Below are 17,583 nucleotides of genomic sequence, written 5' to 3' on the forward strand. Positions count from 1 at the left end.
CATACATTCGATCTCTACACGGCGGATTCGGCAGTAGTGGATCCGGAAGGGGAGCGCGCGTGTTCGACGACGAAGTGAGTCCGCCGGCGGCGGCCGCCGTCCACACCCTTCTGGGAGAGTTGTCGGCCGCGTACGAGCGCGGCTGGCAACCTGCCGACGTCCTCCATCTGGCGCGGAGATCGAAGGAGCCGGCCGACGCGCCGCTCGCCGCAGCACTCGTCCTGCACGAGGCGGAGCGGACCCGCGCCCAGGATCGGGCGCCCCACGACTGGCTCGACCAACTCCGTTCCATCGCCGAGCAGTACCCCGCCGCTTCGGATCTGGCGCAGCGCATTTCGGATCGAGTCGGTGATGCGATGGACGACATGTCCGGCGACGCGGGCGTGCGCGCCCTGGCCGCGGGGTTGCTCTTCGAGGACCCTTACCACTCGGTCTACCAGTTGACCGACCTCTCCTTGGCCTGGACCGATCTGCCCGGGTGGACCGTCCTCACTCCCCCGCCGTCCACCTGGCCCTGCGTTCGGGTCGAGGTCACCGGGTCGGTCGCGAACACCGAGGCCGACGCCAAGGTGCTCAACAGGATTCGGGGATTGCTCGCCAAGGCAGAGGCCACCGACTTCGCCGAGGAAGCCGAAATTTTCACCGCGAAGGCCCAGGAGTTGATGACCCGCTACGCCATCAATGCCGCCCTCCTCCACACTCAGAACGGCTCGGGAAACACCGCTGTCCACAGTCGCCGGATCCATCTCGAAAATCCGTACGTCAAGGAGAAGGTGCACCTGCTCACCGAGATCGGTGACTCCAACCGGGTGCGGACGGTGTGGTTCAGTTCGCTGGCCATCGCCACAGTGGTGGGAACACCACTCGACCTACAGCAGGTCGACATGCTCTTCACTTCACTGCTGGTGCAGGCCACGCGGGCAATGCAATTCGCTGATGCGCAGAGTCGCAGCGGGTCCCGCACCACGTCGTTTCGCAAAGGTTTCCTCGCAGGGTTCGCGAGTCGGATCGGTCAGCGGTTACGCGACGCCGACAGCAGAGCGACAGCCGAGGCCGCGGACGAGGCGTCGATCCCGGTCGGCGACCTCCTGCCAATTCTCGCCACGAAATCCGAAGCGGTCGACGCGGAGTTCGACCGCCTGTTTCCGCGTACTCGCAAAGCCCGCGGAAGGGCGGTGGACGCGCACGGTTGGTACGCCGGGCAGGCGGCCGCCGACGATGCCACCCTCGCACCCGGCGAGCGGGCACTTCGGCGGTAGTGCCACCGTCCCGGTAGCCCTACTCCTTGCGCGAAGCCAGGACGGTTTCGTACAACTCGCGTTTCGACACACCCGGGGTCGCAACCAACGCGCAGGCGTCCTTCAGCCGGGTGCCGTCGGCAACCAGTCGTTCCACCTCGACGACGAGGTCTGCGGGATCCGAAGCCACGATGGTGGCGCCTTCCACCACTACGGTGATCTCGCCGCGCACCCCCTCGGCCGCCCATTCGGCGAGTTCCGAGAGGGTGCCGCGGCGTACCTCCTCGTAAGTCTTGGTCAGTTCGCGGCAGACGGCAGCTCGCCGTGTGCCGCCGAGAACCTCGACGGCGTCGGTGAGACAGTCGGCAAGCCGGTGCGGTGCCTCGAAGAACACGCACGCCCGGGGCTCGTTCACCAACTCCCGCAACCACGTCTTGCGCTGGCCCTGTTTGCGGGGCGGGAAGCCGTCGAAACAGAAGCGCTCCACCGGCAGCCCGGAGAGGGCCAGTGCCGTCGTCACCGCCGACGGTCCCGGCAGGCAGGTCACTGCCAGGTCCTCGGCGACACACGCCGACACCAGCCGGTAGCCGGGGTCACTCACCGAGGGCATCCCCGCATCGGTCACGAGAAGCACCGTCTTACCCGCCGCAACATCGGCGACGAGCGCAGGCAGTCGTGCCACCTCCACCTGGTCGTAGAAACTGACCACCTTTCCCGTGATGGTCACGTCGAGAGCCGAAGCCAGAGCCTTGGTGCGACGGGTGTCCTCGGCGGCGACGACGTCGGCGGTTTCCAGCGCCGTACGCAGCCGGGGCGAGGCGTCACCCACGTCCCCCATCGGCGTTGCGGCGAGTACGAGGCGACCAGTCATGCCCCACAGCCTACGATTGCCGCGTGACGATGTTGACGGACGAGCGACCGACGCCCTCCGCACGACACTCGGCGGTGGTCAGCCCGGCACCCCTCACCCCTCCCCGCAGCTTCGGTCCCGTGGACCGGGCCCGCGGCTGGGTAGTGACCCTGTTCGTCACGGCGATCGCGGCGATCACCCGGTTCACCATGCTGGGATACCCCACGGACGCGGGCACACCCGTGTTCGACGAGAAGCATTACGCGCCACAGGGCTGGCAGGTTCTCACCGGCGGCTGGATAGAAGACAACCCCGGGTACGGCCTGGTGGTGCATCCGCCGATCGGGAAACAACTGATCGCGATGGGCGAGGCGATCTTCGGCTACAACGGCTGGGGGTGGCGGTTCGCGTCGGCGGTGGCGGGCACGATCCTGGTTCTGCTCGTCATTCGCATCGTCAGGCGGTTGAGCCGGTCCACACTCCTCGGCGGTCTCGCGGGCATCCTGCTCGTCGCGGACGGTGTCACCTTCGTGTCCTCCCGGCTCGGCATGCTCGACATCTTCCTGGCCCTGTTTGCCGTCGCCGCCCTCGGTTGTCTGGTCGTGGACCGCGACCAGGTTCGCGAACGAATGGCCCGCGTGCACGACGAAGGACGGATCGGCGACAGCGACTGGGGGCCGCGTCTGGGTGTGCGGTGGTGGCGTTTCGGTGCCGGAATCATGTTGGGCCTGGCGTGCGGAACCAAGTGGTCGGGCATCTACTTCATCGTCTTCTTCGGGTTGCTCAGCGTGTTGTTCGATGTAGCGGCCCGACGGACCTACGGGGTGCAGCGGCCATGGTTCGGCGCCGCTCTCCGCGACGTCGGCCCCGCACTGTACGCGCTCGTCGTGGTCCCACTGTTCGTTTATCTCGGCAGTTATTGGGCATGGTTCGTGAGCGAGACCGGGGTCGATCGGCACGCAGTGGGCAACGAGATCGGAACCGGTGGAACCTGGTCGTTCCTCCCGTCCGCGCTGCGGTCGCTGTGGTATTACAGCGGCAACGTCCTTCAATTCCACGAAGGTCTCACCAACTCAGCGGGCAACCATCACCCGTGGGAGTCGAAACCGTGGACGTGGCCGATGGGTCTTCGCCCGATGCTCTACTACTTCGCCGAGGGCGGCCACGTGTCCGGATGCAGCGCGTCCAGCTGCGTCAAGGCGGTCATGCTCGTCGGCACGCCCGCGATGTGGTGGCTGGCGGTGCCGATGCTCGCCTGGGCGCTGTGGCAAGCAGTGATCCGCAAGGACTGGCGATATGCCACCGTGCTCACCGGCTACGGCGCCGCCTTCCTCCCGTGGCTCACCACCCTCGACCGCCAGATGTACTACTTCTACGCAGTAGCCCTTGCGCCGTTCATGGTGATGGGTATCGCCCTCGTTCTCGGCGACATCCTCGGCAGGGCCACGTCGTCCTACGAACGACGCGGCACCGGTCTCCTCGCCGTCTGCCTCTACGTGGGACTGGTGGTGGCCAACTTCATCTGGCTGTGGCCCATCCTCACCGGTTTGCCGATCACACCCGAGGTGTGGCAAAACCAGCTCTGGCTACCCAGCTGGCGCTGAACCGGAACCCCCGCGTCGGTTCTTCACGGAACTGGGCGAGCGGCGTCGCTTCGCCACCGCTTTCCGGAGTTCCCGCCGCATCTCCCTGGCGTCGACCACGATCGGGTCGCGCGAGAGATCCTTGTACAGCGACACGCACAGACCGATCATCACGATCACGAACGGTGCGGCCGCGATGATCGTCATCGTCTGCAGGCCGTCGAGGGCGGTATCACCACCGGTCCACAGGATCAGGGCAGCCACCCCACCGGTCAGCGAACCCCAGAAAACGACCACCCAGCGCTGCGGATCGAGCGAACCGCGCTGCGAGAGCGTACCCATCACCATCGATGCGGCATCCGCGCCGGACACGAAGAAGATGGCGACGAGCACCATCACCAGAACGGTGGTGATGCCGGTGAGCGGCAGGTGGTCGAGCATCCCGAACAGCTGCCCTTCCTGGGTGTCCTGCCCGGCGAGGTCGATACCGTCGCGCTGCTCACCGATACCAGCGCCGCCGAAGATGGCGAACCAGACGAGGCTGACCACACTCGGAACCAGAATGACTCCGAAAACGAACTGGCGAATGGTCCGGCCGCGGCTGATGCGTGCCAGGAACATGCCGACGAACGGGGTCCACGAAATCCACCACGCCCAGTAGAAGATGGTCCACGACGACAACCACTCACCGGTCGCTGGATCGGAGGACGCACCGGTTCGCGCCGACATCTGCGCCAGTTCGGCAGCGTAGGCACCGATCGTCGTCGGCAGCAGGTTCAGGATCAGGACCGTCGGACCCACCACGAACACGAACAGCGCCAACACGACGGCGAGCACCATGTTGGTGTTGGACAGCCACTGGATGCCCTTCGCGACACCCGACACCGCGGAGGCGACGAACGCCAAAGTCAGCAGTGCGACGATCGCGACGAGCAGGAAGGTGCTCACCTCCGACATCCACCCGACGACCTGAAAACCAGAGCCGATCTGGAGGGCCCCCAGACCCAGCGAGGCAGCGGTACCGAACAGTGTCGCGAAGATCGCGAGCACATCGATGAACTTGCCGATCGGACCTTCCGCGCGCCGACCGAGCAGAGGTATGAACGCCGAGCTGAACAGCTGCTTGCGACCCTTCCGATACGAACCGTACGCGATCGACAGGCCGACCACGGCGTACATCGCCCAGGGGTGCAGGCTCCAATGAAACATGGTGGTAGCCATCGCGGTTCCGATTCCACCGTCGCTGCCGGGGGGCGGCGTGACATAGTGCGCGAGCGGCTCGGCGACACCGAAGAACATCAGCCCGATACCCATGCCCGCGCTGAACATCATCGCGATCCAACTGACCGTCCGAAACTCCGGCCTTTCGCCGTCCTTGCCGAGCGGAATGTGGCCGAATCGGCTGAATGCGAGCCACAACGAGAAGAGCACGAAGCCGGACGCCGACAGAACGAACAGCCATCCGAGATCGGTGACCAACCACGAAAGGGCCTTGCCGGTGGTCGAATCGAGATTGTCGGGGGCCGCGAGACCCCACACGACGATCAGCGCCACCGCCGCGGCAGCGACGGAAAACACGACGTAGTCGGTGCGAACACCGATCCGCTTCAGCCCACCGGATGCAAGCACATTCGGAGACTCGGATGGTTGATCCGGCAGATCAGTATTCATCGCCATGAACAACTACGTTGGTCACTGACGGAAGTAAATGCAAGCTGGGGTGCGCGCCGACCCCTGAACGAGAGCCGCCGTGCGCGTGCAGTCACACCGCGGCTTTGCCCCATCCCGAACCCCGCCCGATCAGGCCGTCGATACCGAGGCGCCCCGCGCCGATGACGGCGAGAAGCAGCGAGCCCACACCTAATGCCACCACGAGTTCGTAACCGCCCTCCGAAACGAAGACACCCTTGTCGGCGTGCACGAGGATCAGCGCACCGAGCATGTCGAGGAACAGAAGAAACCCGGCCACCGGTGTGGCCAATCCCACGATGAGCGCGAATCCGCCCGCAAGTTCGATCGTCGCTGCCGCTATCGCCGAGATGTCGGGAAGCGGTACTCCCATGTCGGCGAACGACTCCTGCGTCGCGTTCACCCCGAATTCGAAGAACTTCTGCCAGCCGTGCGCGACGAAAACGACGCCCAGACCGATGCGTGCGATCAGGATCGCGAGGTCACGGAACAGTGCGGAGGCCATACTGAGTGTTCCCCTTTCTGGAATCGCTCCTTCTGGATGAAGCCAGCTCAACCGGCGCCGCGGAGGGCCGACTGCACGAAGTCGAGGATTTCGTCGTCGGAGACGCCCAGCTTGCGCAGTTCCTGCACATATCGGGTGGCCGCCTTCTCGGCACCGACACGGATCGGGTCGCCACCGCCTGCGATGAAGGTGCCCTGCTTGCCCCGGCTTTCGATCACACCCTGCTCACCGAGTTCGCGGTACGCCTTCGCGACGGTATTGGGGGCCAGCCCTACCTCGACGGCCAGGGCGCGGACCGTCGGGATCTTCGTGCCGGCGATCAGCCGACCGGTGCGCACCTGCTCGATGATCTGTAGCCGCAACTGGTCGAACGGGGCGGTCGACGAATCCGGATCGATGTCGATGTGCACGGCCGCCGCCACCTCCGTTGTTCCAGGCGTTGTATCAGACCGTAGTGGGGAGGGCACGGCGCCGCAATGGCTGGCGGCGAACGCCACCGGTCACAGCGCCGCGACAGCGTCCTCGACCGGGGTCGGCCCGGACGTCAACATGAGGGTCTTCCTCGCAGTAGTCGGATCGTCGAGAAGCGCCACGACCACGGCCGCGACATCGGCACGCGGCACGGTGCCACGTTCGAGCGGTGGGGCGGCGAGGGTGACGTGCCCCGTCGGTTCGTCGTCGGTCAACCCACCGGGCCGCAGAATCGTCCAGTCCAGGTAGGTGCGCGCCCGTAGATCTTCTTCGGCCGAGGTCTTGGCGACGAGGTAGGCGGCGAACACGTCGTCGGTGCCCTCCGGAATCGGCTCACCGGCACCGAACGAGCTGACCTGAACGAACCGGCGCACCCCGGCCTTCTCGGCGGCTTCGGCGAGCAGCACCGCGCCGCCGCGGTCGACGGTGTCCTTGCGCTCCGCTCCGCTGCCCGGGCCGGCGCCGGCCGCGAACACGGCGGCGTCCGCGCCGAGCAGCACCTTCGCGACGTCGTCGACGGTCGAGTTTTCGAGGTCGATGACTACCGGCTCTGCGCCCAGCGCTGCCACGGCGTGTTCGTGATCCGGATTGCGGATCAGGGCCACCGCGCGGTCTCCTCTCGCGGTCAGCAGCTTGGTCAGGTGGCGGGCGATCTTCCCGTGCCCACCCGCGATGACGATGCGGCGGGGTGTGCTGTTCGAGTGCTCGGCCATGGTCGATCTCCCTCTGTCGTCGACTGATCCACGTATGCGACTGTTCCACTGACGCACAGTGTCTATTGACGCACAGTGCAGCGCACGGTACCGGCTCATTTGTTCCCGGGTGCAGAATGTTCTGCATGGCGAACACCGCGACGATCTACCACAACCAACGCTGCAACACCTCCCGCACCGTCCTGGGACTGATCCGGGACGCCGGCATCGAACCCACCGTCGTGAAGTACCTCGAGACGCCGCCCACACGGGACGGTTTGCGCAAGCTGCTCGACGACGCCGGGCTGAAGCCGAGCGAGGCGATCAGGAAGAAGGAAGCGATCTACAAGGAGTTGTCGCTGGCTCAGGCGTCGGATGACGAACTGCTCGATGCCATGACGGAGCATCCCATCCTCATCGAGCGTCCGATCGTCGTGACGGACAAGGGCACTGTCCTGGCTCGCCCGGCCACGAAGGTCACCGAGGTCCTGTAGGCGCTGCGCGCCCGTGCGTGGTTAGCGAGTGCAGAGACTCGTTAACCACTCACGAGCCCGGAGGGCCTACAGCGGGTCACGGGCCACGGGACAGGACATGCAGCGCGGCCCACCGCGGCCCGACCCCAGTTCGGAGCCGGCGATCCGCAGCACCTCGATGCCCGACGCTTCGAGGCGGGCGTTGGTCTCGGCGTTGCGCTCGTAGGCGACGACGACGCCGGGGGCGAGCGCGAGGGTGTTGTTTCCGTCGTCCCACTGTTCGCGTTCTGCGGTGACGTTGTCGAGGCCGGTATCGATGACCCGCAACTTCCCGATGCCCATGGCATCGGCGGCAGCGAAGAGGAAGGGGTCGGCCCCCCGGATGGACACACCCTTGTCTTCGCGATGAATGGTGAACGCCGACAACGTGTCCTGGATGACGGGGTACATCACGACCGCGTCGTGGTCCACCATGGTGCAGACGGTGTCGAGATGCATCGACGCCCTCGACTGCGCGATCGGCACCACCAGTACCGTATGGGCGAGCTCGTCCTCGAATACGCTGCGCGCCAGTGCCTCCGCACCGGCCGGGGTGGTGCGCTCCCCGACCCCCACGGCGACGACACCGGGCGCGAGCAGCAGGACGTCGCCGCCTTCGACGGGGGCGGTGTGGGATTCGTAGGCGCGCCGGGCGCCACGGAACCGCGGGTGGTGCGCGTAGATGATGTCGGTGAGCGACGTTTCCCGCACACGTGCCGGTAACGCCAGCGAGGTGATGGCCACCCGCGGGCCGATCCAGACCGACGAATCCCGGGTGAACAGCAGATTGGGCAGCGGGTCGATGACGAAGTCGCCGCCGTGATGCATGCGCCGGACCAGCGACGCACTGCTCGCCGCGACCGGTAGTTCGTCGAAGGTCATGCCCGCGGTGAGAATGGTGGACAGGTCCTTGGCAGGCACACCGCGCAGGTGGGCGGCCAGTTCCTGGGCGAGCATGTGCCCGAGCTTGCGGGGATCCACCGCAGCACCGATCCCTTGCATGCGCGCCGCTCCACTGGCGGCGAGGGTCTCGGTGAGCAGTTCGGACAACAGCAGTACCTCGACACCCCGGCTGCGCAGCACGTCGGCGAACGCATCGTGTTCCTCCTGCGCGCGGTCGACCCAGGGCAGCCCGTCGAAGAGCAGTTGGTCGTTGTTGCGGGGCGTGAGCCGCTTCAGTTCGTCGCCGGGCCGGTGTAGAAGGACGGCACGAAGCTGCCCCACTTCGGAGTTGGCTCCCAACGGCGCAGAACCGGACGCGTTCATGCCTAGACGGTAATGCGGCAGGGCCCCGTAGGCACGTCAAACACTCCGCCGCCGAGCACGTCACAGCGTGCCGGAGCGAGTAGCGTGAGACGGCGGAGGTAACTCATGGAGGAAGAGTCGAGGCGATCGACTGCGACGGCCGGTCCACCGGTTTCGGCGACCGCTGCCGGACCGGCTGTGCCACCTGCCTTGGCCCCGTTCGCGGGACGGTGGGTGGGAGCCGGCGAAGGTGCCTATCCCACGATCGACGACTTCGGCTACACCGAGGAGATCGAGTTCACGGCGAGCGGTAAGCCGTTCCTCGCGTATCGGTCCCGGACGTGGGCGGCCGACGACGGGCGTCCGTTGCATTCCGAGTCCGGTTTCCTGCGGCTCGTCGCCGAGGACGAGGCAGAACTGCTTCTTGCCCAGCCCACCGGTTTCGTCGAGATTCATCGGGGCCAGATTCGGGAGGGGACCATCGAGTTGTCGATGTTGTCGCTGTGCGCGTCTCCGGACGCGAAGCCGGTGCACAGTGTGCGGAGGAAATTGTCGGTGCGCGGTGGCGACCTCACGTACGACCTGTGGATGGCGCACGGTCCCACTCCGCTCACCCACCACCTGCACGGTCACCTCCGCCTCGACTGACCTCGAGTATTGTTCGGGTATTCCTGGTGAAAGGTGCCCGATGTGGAGATGCCCGAATGGAAAGCCAAGGAGCTCACACCCGGCCAGCTGTCGGAGCGCAGCGGTGTGGCGGTGTCCGCTCTGCACTTCTACGAGCGTGAAGGCCTCATCAGTAGTCGCCGCACCAGCGGCAACCAGCGGCGGTACCGTCGGGACACGCTCCGGCGGGTCGCGTTCATTCGCATCGCCCAGCGGGTGGGAATACCCCTCGCCGAGATCCGGGACGCCCTTGCCACTCTGCCGGAGGGCCGGACGCCGACCCGCAAGGACTGGGAGAGGTTGTCGACGCGGTGGCATGCGGACCTGGATCAGCGAATCGAGCAACTGGTCCGCCTACGCGACAACCTGACGGGGTGCATCGGGTGCGGATGCCTCTCGCTGGGCAGTTGCGCGATCGTCAACAGTCACGATCGACTCGGTACTGCAGGGCCCGGGGCGCGGACGCTCGACGTCGAGCTGAACACCTGTACCTAGTCGACGTGGTCAGCTGTCGCCGAGCCACTTCTCGACGGCATCGCGGTCCTGACCCACCATGTCGCGGACGAGCTTTTTGATGAGTGACTCGATCTGACCACCGACCAGAGGGATCTTCACCTCGACCGACCCGATGAGCTCCAACACCGAGCCTTCCCCCGACGCACGGAGCACCGAGGCACACTCGATGCGGACCGGAATGCCGGTGGAACTGCCGCGAATCCGTCCGTCGGCCCGGTTGCCGTCGAGAGGTCCCCATTCGTCGGCGCGTTCGACCCTCAGTTCGCCCGAGACCACTTTGCGGACCAGCCCGGGAAGCGAAGAGGCACTGATGCTGTCGCGCATCGTCGCCGTCAGGGTTCCGGGCCCGCCACTCTCGTCCAGGGTCAGCTTCTCGGGTGCCTCTTCGAACCGGTGCCGCCAGAACACCGGGTCGGTCAGCGTCGCGTGGACGCGGTCCACGGGGTACCCGATGTCTTCCGAATATTCGAAGCGTTTCGCCATGACGGCAGCCTACGACAAGCACACTCGTCGAGCAGGGGTGTGAAGGCGTCACCCGCCGAGTCCGGGCCAATCCGTCGAATCAGGGGTGTGAACTACGCGTCGGGTCCACACTGGAAAAGCACCAGTTGAGGCAACTCGATCAACCGAATGAGGGTGGGCATGGCCGATGGCGAACCGCTGATACCACCGAGTGCCGTCGACGTCGATTTCTCCGACATCGCCTGGGGAGCGGACCGTACGATGTCCGACTTCGAGACCGGGATGTGGCGGATGGAGGAGGTACAACCGAAGCTGCGTTCGCCGATCGTCGCGGTGGATGTACTCGACCGACCGCCGGACTGGGACCGGTTGGTGCGCGCGCACGAGTGGGCCTCGCACATGGTGCCCCGGATCCGGATGCGCGTGGTCGAGCCCACGCTGCGGCTGGGTAACCCGATGTGGTCGGTCGACCCGGAATTCGACCTCGACTATCACCTCACCCGGGTGCGCCTACCCGAACCCGCGACCTTCGACCACGCCCTGCGGATGTGCCGGCGGATGGCAACCGAACCCTTCGATCGCGCCCGGCCGCCGTGGAGCGCCATGCTGATCGAGGGGCTCGACGACGGTCGCGCCATCTACGTGGTGAAGACGCATCACAGCATCACGGACGGTCTCGGCGGCATCCAATTGATGACGCTGCTGCACAGCAGACGTCCCGAGCCGTCGCCGGACAAGCCGGACCGCCCGCCACCTCTGCCGGAGCGGATGTCGGGCGGCGGTGCGTTCTTCGAGCAGGCGCTCGGGAACGTTCGCCGGGCGCCGGGTCGGCTCGGTGGCCTGGTACGCGGCGCCACCCGCACGGCGATCACCGCCGTCACGAACCCGATCGGGGCGGTCACCGACGTCGTCGGTTACGCCAACTCGATCCGCCGGGTGGTCACTCCTCCCCCGGCTACCGGCTCACCGTTGTTGCGAGACCGGGGCCTCGGCCGCTGGTTCGGCGTGCTCGAGGTAGGCGTCGACGAGCTGAGGTCGGCTGCGCACCGAGCGGAAGGATCACTCAACGACGCCTATATCGCTGCCCTGCTGGGTGGATTCCGGCGTTACCACGAGTCCTTCGGCCACGACATCGACACGATCCCGGTCGGCATGCCGGTCAGCCTGCGGGTGGCGTCGGATTCGACCGGGGGGAATCGGTTCGCCGCAGCACGCTTTGCGGGACCCGTCGGTGAGGTCGACCCGATCGAGCGGATCAAGAAGGTACGCGCGATCGTCCTCGGCTTACGGCAGGAGCCGGCGCTCGGCCTCCTCGACTCGGCGGCGCCGATTCTGGTTCGGATGCCGACGGTGGTGCTGGCAAATTGGTATCTCTCCCAGTCGAGCGGTCTCGACCTGCAGGCCAGCAACGTCGCCGGTGTACCGGTGCCGGTCTACCTCGCAGGAGCCCGGATCGAGAGGATGTTCCCCTTCGGTCCCGCACCCGGTTGTGCCGTCATGGCCACACTGGTCTCGCACGTCGGCACGTGCTGCATCGGCGTCAATCTCGACACCGCCGCGGTGACCGAACCGGCCCGTTTCATGATGTGCCTACAGGAGAGCCTCGACGACATCGTCGAACTCGGCCGTGGATGAACGAAAGGACCACACGAATGGACGAGCAGACGACACGGCCACGCGTCTACCTCATCGAGTCGATGAGCGACATCGAGGAGACGACCCTGCGCGCGTGGCTGGAACGACAGGATGGAAGCGACGGGCGTCCGCCGCAGGCCGTCCGCGTCTCGGGTGACGAATTCGCCGACGTGTGCCGACGCGAGGACGATCCCCTTCTGGTCCCGCTCCGGGTGGTGTGGCGGCCGAGGACCGATCAGCCCGAAGGTCTGCAGCGGGTCCGGGAGTCACTTCTGCGTGATCCCCTTCATCCCGGCCCGAACATGCAGCGCAAGATCCTGCGTCGAGAACCCGGCCGTTGCGAGGTGATCGAAGGTGCCCCGGCCCCCTTGAGCGATCTCCGTCGCCGGCTTGCCGAGAAGGGTGGCGGATCGCTGCCCGATTTCGTACGCCGCCAGGCCGCGCTGACCCTCGAGCGTGCCGAACGATCCTTGCTGGGAACGCAATACAAGGTGTCGCGGTTCGTGGTCGACGAGATGACCGACACCAGCCGGTTCCACACCGGCATCCACGAACTGGCTGCGCGCCTGGACCTCCCCGCCGCGGAAGTCGAACGTCGCGCTCGGGGCGCCCTCGACGAGATGGTTGCCGCCCAGAGCCGACGCGCGATCGCGTTGTGGGATCAACTTGGCCGCTACTTCTCGCGTGCGTACCGACTCGACGTCGACACCTCGCGCCTCGACGAACTCCGCGAGCTGAACAAGGAATACTCTCTGGTGTTCCTGCCCAGCCATCGCTCCTATCTCGATCCTCTGGTGCTGCGTCCTGCTCTCCTCGCGAACGACCTCCCCCTCAATCACGTGATGGGGGGATTGAACGTCAGCTTCTGGCCGATCGGTCCGATCAGCAAGCGCAGTGGCACCGTCTTCATTCGGCGCAAGTTCGACGACGACGAAATCTACAAGTGGTCGCTGCGCGAGTACATGCGCTACCTGCTCACCAAGCGGTTCAACCTCGAGTGGTACATCGAGGGCGGCCGCAGCCGTACCGGAAAGTTGCGGCCGCCCCGCTTCGGGCTCCTCACCTACTTGGCGAAGGCATTCCAGTCCAGTGGGATGTCCGATGTCTACCTCATTCCGGTCTCCCTCACCTATGACCAGCTGTACGAGGTCGGTGCGATGGCGGCCGAGGCCCACGGTGAGGCCAAGACGAAGGAAGGACTTCGCTGGCTCGTCGGATATGTGCGCGCCCAGGGGCAGCGGCACGGGGTGGCCCATGTCAATTTCGGCAGACCTATGTCGCTGGCGGAGTATCTCCGCCAGGAGGACGACCTGCGGCTGGCCGTGCAGAAGACCGCGTTCGAGGTGTCGCACCGCATCAACGAAGTGACACCGGTGACGGCCACGTCGCTGGTGATGCTCGCGTTCCTGGGTATCGAGGACCGTGCGCTCACCGTTTCTGAACTACGCGCCATCCTCGGACCGCTCGTCGACTACATCACCGTCCGGCGGCTACCGACGGCAGGCGATGTCGACCTCACCAACCCCGAGGTCATTCGCACGGCGCTGCGCACCCACCTCGACTCCGGCGTGCTGCGCTGTTTCGACCGGGGCAGCGAGCGTGTGTTCTACCTCGGGCGGGACCAGCACCTCGTCGCAGCGTTCTACCGCAACAACACCATTCACTTCCTGGTGATGAGAGCCATCGCAGAAATGGTTCTGCGCGCCGCGGCGGACCAGCCGTTCGGTAATCCGCTCGAGGACGGGTGGGAGGAGGCGTTGCGCATCCGTGACCTGCTGAAGTTCGAATTCTTCTTCAGCGACAAGGACGCCTTCCGCGACCAACTCCGGACCGAACTCGAGATCATCGACCCCCTGTGGCGGGAGAACATGCGTGACCCCGCGCATGCCGAGAAGCTACTGTCGACAGCGCAGATCCACTTGGCCCACCGCGTCCTGCAACCCTTCCTCGAGGCCTACGCGGTGGTGTCCGATCAGCTGTTACGCACACCGACCGACGAAAGGTTCGACGAGAAAGTATTCATCACCGAGTGCCTTTCGCTGGCCGAGCAGCGCCGGTTACGCCAGCAGATCGGAAGCCGGGAGTCGATCTCTGCCGAACTCTTCACGACCGCACTGAAATTGGCGCGTAACCGGGGCCTCGTCGAACCGGGTGCGGAGAATCTCGAGGCTCGGCGAATCGAGTTCGACGCCGAGATCCGCACCCAGGTCAACCGGGTCCTGCGCATCCGGACCCTTGCTCACGACACCCTCGACCAGGTGGTGGGTGAGTAGATGACTGATTTGCGCAGCCTCCACGATGCCATCGCCGCCGCCCCGCCCGGACCCGGAACGCTTGCCGCCTTCGACCTGGACGGGACTCTCATCAGTGGGTATTCGGCCAGTGTGGTCTACCGGGATCGTCTGCGGCGCTTCGACATCAGTGTCGCAGAACTGTTGCGCACCACCGGGGCCGCCATGGAGACCCGATTTCGGGGCGCCGATGTGAGCGGCCTGATGCGTATCGGCGTGCAGAGTCTGGCCGGGCGCATGGAGGACGAAATGCAGGAATGGGGGCAGCGCCTCTTCCGGCAGGAGATTGCCCGGATGATCTACTCCGAGGTCCGCGGGCTACTCGCCGCGCACCGGCACGCGGGACACCAGGTGGTGATGGCCACGTCGGCTACTCCCTACCAGGCGCAGTCGGTGGCAGAGGACCTCGCCATCGAGGACGTCCTGTGTACTCGCCCCGAAGTCCTCGACGGCATGCTCACCGGTCAGCTGGCGTCCCCTCCGCTGTGGGGTCCGGCGAAAGCTGAGGCCGTGCGCACGTACGCGGAACAGCACGGCGCAGACCTGAAGAGCAGCTTCGCGTATTCCAACGGTGCCGAGGACCTTCCGATGCTGACGTCGGTGGGTCATCCGGTGGCCCTGAATCCGGATCGGAAGCTGGCGGCCACCGCCCGGCAGAACGGGTGGCCTTCGGTGAATCTGCGGCCACCGCAGAGCGGCAACGACCCGGTGTCGATCGCGCGCACCACCACGGCAATCGGCGCGCTGATGGGCGCCGCCGCGTTCGGTGTCTCGGCCGGTCTGGTCACGAGGAACCGCCAGACCGCCGCCAACCTGGTCGGTAGCTTCGGCCCCGATATCGCCCTGGCGATCTGTGGTATCGGGCTGCGGGTGAGTGGCAAGGAGAACGCCGAAGCCGCACGACCTGCGGTGTTCATGTTCAATCACCAGAGTTCACTCGACATGCTGGTGGTCGGCAGCGTCATCCGTCACGACGTGACCGGTGTCGCCAAGAAGGAGGCCGCACGCGACCCCCGATTTCTTCCCGTCGGTGCACTGCTCGACGTCGCGTACATCGATCGGTCGGACAGCGCCAAGGCCAGGGCCGCGCTGCAACCGGCGGTGGAGAAGCTGCACTCGGGCATCTCCATCGCCATCGCCCCCGAAGGCACGCGCACCCCCACTCCTCGTCTCGGCAAGTTCAAGAAGGGTGGGTTCCATCTCGCGATCTCGGCTGGGGTGCCGATCGTGCCGATCGTCATCCACAACGCCGGAGAGCTGATGTGGCGCAACTCGCTGGTCGCACACTCCGGGACCGTCTACGTCGACGTGCTCGAACCCGTCCCCACTGACGGGTGGGATACCTCCGACCTGGACAAACACGTCGAGGAAGTCCGCTCCCTGTTCGACGAGTGCCTGCACGGCGGGCACCGCTGACAAGATTCTTCAGAAATACTTCGGCTGGATGTAGAGAAACCGGAATGTGCTCCGTCCTCTTCGCGAAAGGCGTCACAATGGGCGCCACGAGATGAGGAGAAAACAATGCCGAAGTTCATGCTGCTGCAGAACTACGAGGGCGGACCCGGGTGCACGGTGCCGATGAGCGACTGGGATCCGGCCGACATCAAAGCCCATATCCAATTCCAGCACGACCTCAATGCCGAACTCGCCGCCAACGGTGAATTGGTCGACGCGCAGGGCCTCGCCGGGCCCGACGTCGCGAAGCGTGTCACATTCGACGGCAGAAGCGTTCCTGTGGTGACGGACGGCCCGTTCCCCGAAACCAAGGAACTGCTTGCGGGATATCGCTTGATCGATGTGGAGTCCGAAACCCGCGCACTCGAGATCGCCGCGAAGGCCTCGGCCTCACCCGGACCGAACGGCGTGCCCATCCAGCAGCCGATCGAGGTTCGTCAGGTGATGGGCGCACCGGACACCGACTTCTGAGACCACCCGACGATGGAGATCGGAGCCGCACTCGAGGACCTGCTGCGCGAACTCGCGCCGCAGGTCCTCGGTGTGCTCGTCCGGCGTACCGGCAACTTCGACGCCGCCGAGGATGCCGTTCAGGAGGCGCTACTCGCCGCGGCGCAGCGTTGGCCGCGCGACGGCGTGCCCGCGAACCCCCGCGGCTGGCTGATCCAGACCGCCACGCGCAAGATGACCGATTTCATCCGCAGCGAGATCGCCCGACGCACAAGGGAGCACACGGTCGCCCGGCAGGCGCAGACCGATGCAGAAACCGTCGACAGCGACGACACGCTGATATTGCTCTTCATGTGCTGCCACCGGGCGCTGACGCCGGCGTCGGCCATCGCGCTGACCCTGCGTGCCGTCGGGGGACTCACCACCGCCGAAATCGCGAACGCCTTTCTGGTCCCGGAAGCGACCATGGCACAACGCATCAGCCGCGGGAAGCAACGCATCACCGCGTCGGGCATCCCCTTCCGGCGGCCGACGGAAGAAGAGTGGACGGAGCGGCTGCGCTCGGTTCTCCACGTGCTCTACCTCGTTTTCAACGAGGGCTACGCGAGCAGCATCGGCAACGATGTGCACCGCACCGAGCTGTCTTCGGAGGCGATCCGGCTCACCCGCGCCGTCCACGCGATACTGCCCGGCGACGGCGAGGTCGGTGGTCTGCTGGCGCTCATGCTGCTCACCGATGCCCGCCGCCCGGCACGCACCGGTCCGGACGGTGAGCTGATCCCGCTCACCGAACAGGATCGCACCCTGTGGAACAGCGACTTGATCGCCGAAGGCCAGCGGGTGGTGATGGACGCCGTGGCCGGAGGGGCGGTGGGCCAGTATCAGCTGCAGGCGGGAATCGCGGCCGTCCACGACGACGCGGAACGTGTCGAGGACACCGACTGGGCCCAGATCCTCGCGCTGTACGGACTGCTCGTGCGCATGTCCGACAATCCGATGGTGCGATTGAACCGCGCCGTCGCTGCAGCCATGGTGCACGGTCCGGCCACCGGACTGGCGATGCTCGAAGAGCTCGACGGCCCACTCCGTGGGCACTACCGGCTCGATGCCGTCCGCGCGCATCTCCTCGACATGGCCGGGGACACTCGATCGGCGGCGGCGCACTACCGTGCGGCGGCGCGGCGCACCACCAACGTCCCCGAGCAGCAGTACCTCGCCGCGCAGGTGGCCCGGCTCGGTGTCACTGAATCGGGCTGAGACAGCACTTCATACAGCCCTCGCGCACAGCCCACCCGAATCGCCTCGCCAGAATCGCGACAGGTG

The 17,583-nt window shown here is 66.1% G+C and carries 17 protein-coding genes; 10 read left to right on the top strand and 7 right to left on the bottom strand.

Features of this window, described 5'->3' with window-relative positions:
* Positions 1-59: 59 nt before the first annotated feature.
* Positions 60-1,259: a DUF2786 domain-containing protein gene (locus R4P95_RS15160; RefSeq protein ID WP_317746068.1), complete on the top strand. Its 1,200-nt coding sequence runs from the start codon at positions 60-62 to the stop codon at positions 1,257-1,259.
* A gap of 19 nt (positions 1,260-1,278) precedes the next feature.
* Here R4P95_RS15160 and rsmI read toward each other — a convergent pair whose 3' ends face one another.
* A complete protein-coding gene (rsmI, locus tag R4P95_RS15165) occupies positions 1,279-2,109 on the bottom strand; it encodes a 16S rRNA (cytidine(1402)-2'-O)-methyltransferase (protein WP_213576868.1) in 831 nt (276 codons plus the stop codon).
* Between the two features lie 29 nt (positions 2,110-2,138).
* Here rsmI and R4P95_RS15170 point away from each other — a divergent pair, with 29 nt between their 5' ends.
* The gene (locus R4P95_RS15170) at positions 2,139-3,692 is read left to right on the top strand and encodes a dolichyl-phosphate-mannose--protein mannosyltransferase (RefSeq protein ID WP_317746118.1); all 1,554 of its coding nucleotides are present in this window, start codon (positions 2,139-2,141) and stop codon (positions 3,690-3,692) included.
* Here R4P95_RS15170 and R4P95_RS15175 read toward each other — a convergent pair.
* From R4P95_RS15175 to R4P95_RS15190, 4 genes are all read right to left on the bottom strand, one after another.
* On the bottom strand, positions 3,675-5,348 hold the full coding sequence (locus R4P95_RS15175) for a BCCT family transporter (protein WP_213576867.1): 1,674 nt from the start codon (positions 5,346-5,348) through the stop codon (positions 3,675-3,677). The two genes, R4P95_RS15170 and R4P95_RS15175, sit on opposite strands and share 18 nt — an antisense overlap.
* An 85-nt stretch (positions 5,349-5,433) precedes the next feature.
* Positions 5,434-5,865, bottom strand: coding sequence for a DoxX family protein (locus tag R4P95_RS15180; RefSeq protein ID WP_208960814.1), 432 nt, complete (start codon positions 5,863-5,865; stop codon positions 5,434-5,436).
* 47 nt (positions 5,866-5,912) lie between these two features.
* Positions 5,913-6,287: a GntR family transcriptional regulator gene (locus R4P95_RS15185; protein WP_159925034.1), complete on the bottom strand. Its 375-nt coding sequence runs from the start codon at positions 6,285-6,287 to the stop codon at positions 5,913-5,915.
* 78 nt (positions 6,288-6,365) lie between these two features.
* Complete coding sequence (locus R4P95_RS15190; RefSeq protein ID WP_317746066.1) at positions 6,366-7,049, bottom strand: NAD(P)H-binding protein; 684 nt, start codon at positions 7,047-7,049, stop codon at positions 6,366-6,368.
* Between the two features lie 125 nt (positions 7,050-7,174).
* Here R4P95_RS15190 and arsC point away from each other — a divergent pair, with 125 nt between their 5' ends.
* Complete coding sequence (gene arsC / locus R4P95_RS15195; RefSeq protein ID WP_397517713.1) at positions 7,175-7,522, top strand: arsenate reductase (glutaredoxin); 348 nt, start codon at positions 7,175-7,177, stop codon at positions 7,520-7,522.
* A gap of 66 nt (positions 7,523-7,588) precedes the next feature.
* Here the strand turns inward: arsC and arcA are convergent, their stop codons facing one another.
* On the bottom strand, positions 7,589-8,806 hold the full coding sequence (arcA, locus tag R4P95_RS15200; RefSeq protein WP_317746064.1) for an arginine deiminase: 1,218 nt from the start codon (positions 8,804-8,806) through the stop codon (positions 7,589-7,591).
* Between the two features lie 105 nt (positions 8,807-8,911).
* Between arcA and R4P95_RS15205 the strand changes: the two genes are divergently transcribed.
* Complete coding sequence (locus R4P95_RS15205; RefSeq protein WP_109332531.1) at positions 8,912-9,433, top strand: FABP family protein; 522 nt, start codon at positions 8,912-8,914, stop codon at positions 9,431-9,433.
* A 42-nt stretch (positions 9,434-9,475) separates the two neighbouring features.
* A complete protein-coding gene (gene soxR, locus R4P95_RS15210; RefSeq protein ID WP_317746063.1) occupies positions 9,476-9,946 on the top strand; it encodes a redox-sensitive transcriptional activator SoxR in 471 nt (156 codons plus the stop codon).
* 9 nt (positions 9,947-9,955) lie between these two features.
* Here the strand turns inward: soxR and R4P95_RS15215 are convergent, their stop codons facing one another.
* Complete coding sequence (locus R4P95_RS15215; RefSeq protein ID WP_159925029.1) at positions 9,956-10,450, bottom strand: DUF2505 domain-containing protein; 495 nt, start codon at positions 10,448-10,450, stop codon at positions 9,956-9,958.
* A 159-nt stretch (positions 10,451-10,609) separates the two neighbouring features.
* Here R4P95_RS15215 and R4P95_RS15220 point away from each other — a divergent pair, with 159 nt between their 5' ends.
* From R4P95_RS15220 to R4P95_RS15240, 5 genes are all read left to right on the top strand, one after another.
* Positions 10,610-12,064 carry a wax ester/triacylglycerol synthase domain-containing protein gene (locus R4P95_RS15220; RefSeq protein ID WP_317746062.1) on the top strand — a complete coding sequence of 485 codons (1,455 nt, stop codon included), beginning with the start codon at positions 10,610-10,612 and terminating at the stop codon, positions 12,062-12,064.
* 17 nt (positions 12,065-12,081) lie between these two features.
* A complete protein-coding gene (locus R4P95_RS15225; protein WP_213576863.1) occupies positions 12,082-14,337 on the top strand; it encodes a glycerol-3-phosphate 1-O-acyltransferase in 2,256 nt (751 codons plus the stop codon).
* A complete protein-coding gene (locus R4P95_RS15230; protein ID WP_208960808.1) occupies positions 14,338-15,771 on the top strand; it encodes an HAD-IB family hydrolase in 1,434 nt (477 codons plus the stop codon).
* A 105-nt stretch (positions 15,772-15,876) separates the two neighbouring features.
* Positions 15,877-16,281 (top strand): YciI family protein, encoded by a 405-nt coding sequence (locus tag R4P95_RS15235; RefSeq protein WP_159925025.1) that lies wholly within the window; start codon positions 15,877-15,879, stop codon positions 16,279-16,281.
* A gap of 12 nt (positions 16,282-16,293) precedes the next feature.
* The gene (locus tag R4P95_RS15240) at positions 16,294-17,517 is read left to right on the top strand and encodes an RNA polymerase sigma factor (protein ID WP_317746061.1); all 1,224 of its coding nucleotides are present in this window, start codon (positions 16,294-16,296) and stop codon (positions 17,515-17,517) included.
* Positions 17,518-17,583 lie beyond the last annotated feature (66 nt).

This window comes from Rhodococcus sp. IEGM 27 (assembly GCF_033142305.1).
GTDB classification, from domain to species: domain Bacteria; phylum Actinomycetota; class Actinomycetes; order Mycobacteriales; family Mycobacteriaceae; genus Rhodococcus_F; species Rhodococcus_F oxybenzonivorans.

Bases quoted from the DNA above. Each gene is read 5' to 3' on its own strand.
- arcA (WP_317746064.1), bottom strand. From the start codon at position 8,806: ATGAACGCGTCCGGTTCTGCGCCGTTGGGAGCCAACTCCGAAGTGGGG.
- R4P95_RS15205 (WP_109332531.1), top strand. From the start codon at position 8,912: ATGGAGGAAGAGTCGAGGCGATCGACTGCGACGGCCGGTCCACCGGTT.
- R4P95_RS15225 (WP_213576863.1), top strand. From the start codon at position 12,082: ATGGACGAGCAGACGACACGGCCACGCGTCTACCTCATCGAGTCGATG.
- R4P95_RS15190 (WP_317746066.1), bottom strand. From the start codon at position 7,049: ATGGCCGAGCACTCGAACAGCACACCCCGCCGCATCGTCATCGCGGGT.
- R4P95_RS15180 (WP_208960814.1), bottom strand. From the start codon at position 5,865: ATGGCCTCCGCACTGTTCCGTGACCTCGCGATCCTGATCGCACGCATC.
- arsC (WP_397517713.1), top strand. From the start codon at position 7,175: ATGGCGAACACCGCGACGATCTACCACAACCAACGCTGCAACACCTCC.
- R4P95_RS15220 (WP_317746062.1), top strand. From the start codon at position 10,610: ATGGCCGATGGCGAACCGCTGATACCACCGAGTGCCGTCGACGTCGAT.
- R4P95_RS15170 (WP_317746118.1), top strand. From the start codon at position 2,139: ATGTTGACGGACGAGCGACCGACGCCCTCCGCACGACACTCGGCGGTG.
- rsmI (WP_213576868.1), bottom strand. From the start codon at position 2,109: ATGACTGGTCGCCTCGTACTCGCCGCAACGCCGATGGGGGACGTGGGT.
- R4P95_RS15175 (WP_213576867.1), bottom strand. From the start codon at position 5,348: ATGGCGATGAATACTGATCTGCCGGATCAACCATCCGAGTCTCCGAAT.
- R4P95_RS15240 (WP_317746061.1), top strand. From the start codon at position 16,294: ATGGAGATCGGAGCCGCACTCGAGGACCTGCTGCGCGAACTCGCGCCG.
- R4P95_RS15215 (WP_159925029.1), bottom strand. From the start codon at position 10,450: ATGGCGAAACGCTTCGAATATTCGGAAGACATCGGGTACCCCGTGGAC.
- R4P95_RS15230 (WP_208960808.1), top strand. From the start codon at position 14,338: ATGACTGATTTGCGCAGCCTCCACGATGCCATCGCCGCCGCCCCGCCC.
- R4P95_RS15235 (WP_159925025.1), top strand. From the start codon at position 15,877: ATGCCGAAGTTCATGCTGCTGCAGAACTACGAGGGCGGACCCGGGTGC.